Annotated in this window: 3 protein-coding genes and 1 pseudogene; 2 read left to right on the plus strand and 2 right to left on the minus strand. The window is 34.5% G+C overall.

The genetic code is table 11. The annotated features are described in order from the left end of the window. Positions 1-232, plus strand: a pseudogene (locus tag V7183_RS16990) (hypothetical protein); the annotation flags it as partial. A gap of 80 nt (positions 233-312) precedes the next feature. Beyond that, positions 313-1,149, plus strand: coding sequence for a glutamate racemase (racE, locus tag V7183_RS16995; protein ID WP_335360259.1), 837 nt, complete (start codon positions 313-315; stop codon positions 1,147-1,149). Between the two features lie 104 nt (positions 1,150-1,253). Here the strand turns inward: racE and nfsA are convergent, their stop codons facing one another. Next, positions 1,254-1,988, minus strand: a complete 735-nt coding sequence (nfsA, locus tag V7183_RS17000; protein WP_335360260.1) for an oxygen-insensitive NADPH nitroreductase — start codon at positions 1,986-1,988, stop codon at positions 1,254-1,256. A 279-nt stretch (positions 1,989-2,267) separates the two neighbouring features. After that, entirely contained in the window at positions 2,268-2,849 is a 582-nt protein-coding gene (locus V7183_RS17005; protein WP_335360261.1) for a YdcF family protein, read from the minus strand. Positions 2,850-2,997: the final 148 nt, after the last annotated feature.

Raw genomic sequence — 2,997 nt, forward strand, 5'->3', positions numbered from 1 at the left:
TAACCGCTTCTATGCATGGCCAGATACTCTCTCCCGCCTAAAAGAGGGGGTTTATATCTTTTTAATTAATGTATATATATGTCGAAATACTTATGACAAAACGAATTTCTTTACTCTCGAAACCGAGGTTGCAGCTGATCTCGTTTCTATCCAGATTACTGGAATAAGTAGTGCATTACTTATTCTCTTCTTTTCTTGTATACTAGCACTATGGGTGATGACTCCTTCATGAAGTAACTACTATCATACTGCAGAAACTTCAGTAGATTTTTAAAATACATCCCCCTCACTTACTCAAAATAATGAAAGAAGATGCGATTTATGGAAAAAAACTTTGCTATTGGTGTACTCGATTCTGGTGTAGGTGGATTAACAGTTGCAAAAGAAATCATGAGGCAATTACCGAAAGAAACTATTTATTATTTTGGTGATACAAACCGCTGTCCTTATGGGCCACGTTCAAAAGCAGAGGTGCAACAATTTACACTTGAAATTGTTGAGTTTTTAATGCAGTTTCCTTTAAAAGCAATCGTAATTGCTTGCAATACTGCTTCTGCCGCTGCATTGGAGGAAGTTCAAAAGAAGATATCTATTCCTGTAATTGGTGTAATTGGACCAGGTTCTCGTGCCGCATTAAAAGTTTCTAAGCAAAATCACATTACTGTAATCGGTACGAAAGGGACAATCGCTTCACACTCTTATCGTAATACTTTAAAAATGATTCAACCAAATGTACAAGTATATGAATTAGCCTGTCCAACACTTGCTTCATTGGTAGAAAATCATCTTCACGAAACACAGCTTGTAAAAGAAGAAGTAACAAAGGCACTACTTCCTTTAAAAGGAATATCATACGATACACTTGTGTTAGGATGCACGCATTATCCACATTTAGAAAAAGTGATTTCAAGTATTTTAGATGATACAATTCATATTATTAGTTCTTCTGAAGAAACAGCGATTGAACTAAGTGCGATTTTACAACATCAAAATTTACTTGCAGATACAAATTTTTTACCACAACATCGCTTTTTCACAACAGGCGAACCACATATATTTGAAAATATTGCTTCTGCATGGCTCGAGTGTTCTATTCGTGCTGAACATGTCAATTTAGAAAAATCTCTGCTGCATACAATACACTCATGAAGAAAAGCGGCTCTAAATAAGCCGCTTTTCTTTTTCAATCAAAAACATTTACAAATCCTACACTCTCTGCAACAGCAATCGAAGGCAGATCTGCTTTTCAAACTTTATTTTTTATTAAACCCTTTTTCACTCAAAAATTCCTTCATATGTAATCGCTTCTCTTTTGACATGAAAGCACTCATTGATCCTGTCCATGTTACATTCTTTTGATTGGTAGATCTTCCCTTATAGTATTCATTCGTTGTTTGGTCATATTCTGCTAATAATTCATCATATTTATTTTCGTCATATGCATTTTCATGTAAAATTGCTTCAACTGGTAAGCGTGGCTTCACTGCATGACTTTCATCTGGTACTCCAACTGTCATCCCAAACACCGGATATACTTTATCTGGCAAATGAAGTATATCACTAACTTCTTCTGGATTGTTCCGAATCCCGCCAATATAACAAATACCATATCCTAGTGATTCTGCAGCGAGCGCTAAATTTTGCGCAAACAATGATACGTCTACTGTAGCTACAATAAAGTTTTCTGTAGTATCATGTTTAATCTCTGTCCCGTGTTTCTCACAAGCTATTTCTAAACGCTTTAAATCTGCGCAACAGACAAAGAAGGCCACGCAATCTTTCACATGACGATTTCCAGATAGCTCTGCTAATTGTGCCTTTAATGATTCATCTGTTACATAAACAACCGAATACGCTTGAACAAAATGTGATGATGCGGCATGTTGAGCTGCTTGTACCATTCTTTCAGCTATATTTCTTGGAATCGGTTCATTTTTATATTTACGGACTGAAACGTGTTGCTCCATCTTATGTATCATCTCATTCATCAAAATCACTCCCCTTTTTTTCTTCATACTGAAAAATTAACACATCTGTTTCAATATTCACAACTTATATGCCCAGCAAACTGTTTCGATATGCCACTTCTATATTCCAATCCATATCACTTACGATAAAACAAACCCTCCCCCTAAACAAAAAAGAGTAAATTCTTACCGAATCACCCTTTTTTAACTCTATCCATATTAAGCTGCACTCAAAACTTTAATACCTTTAACAATATTCCAAACGAAATAATAAATCCCTACAATTGTAAAGTTTTATCGCTATATTCGATTGGTTAGCCAATATTGTGTAATCGCAAAGTATTCTCGCACATTCGACTGAATGATAATTGGTTTTGGTGTTTTTGCAGGAAGTCCCTCTACTTTTAAACCTTGTTTTTCAGCAATTTTTTTTGCACGGAACATATGAAAGTCATTCGTAACAATCATCCCTTTTTTCTTATTCGCTGGAATAAGAGACTTTGAGAATTTAATATTTTCATCTGTATTTGTCGAGCGATCTTCCATTATAATTCTGTCTTCCGTGATACTTTGTTTTATTAATCCTTTTTTCATAGCCAACGCTTCTGAAATATCTTCGCCTTTTCCTTTACCACCGGACACAATTACAATTGTTTGCTCATGTGTTTTTAAATACTCCGCCGCTTGATCAATTCGATATTGTAAAGAATAAGAAGGCTCTGTTCCTTTCACCTTTGCCCCTAACAGAATCATATAATCTGCATCATCTGGTGCCTTCATATGACCATGCTTATAAATGTTATATTGTAAGAATCCCATATAACCTACGATAATCATCATTACAATTAAGCCATACTTAATCATTTTTCTCTTCTTTAACATTTACATATACTCCTATTTTTTCTATTTTCTTATCATAATATTCCTCTAGTTATTTGTATAGATTCAAATTCCAATTCAATCTATATAAATCCATTTTAATTTTTTGACATCTACATCCCTGTTATACAAAATACAAAGTACCCTACAC

Origin of the sequence: Bacillus sp. JJ1127 (assembly GCF_036965845.1) — a bacterium.
In the GTDB taxonomy this organism is placed as follows: domain Bacteria; phylum Bacillota; class Bacilli; order Bacillales; family Bacillaceae_G; genus Bacillus_A.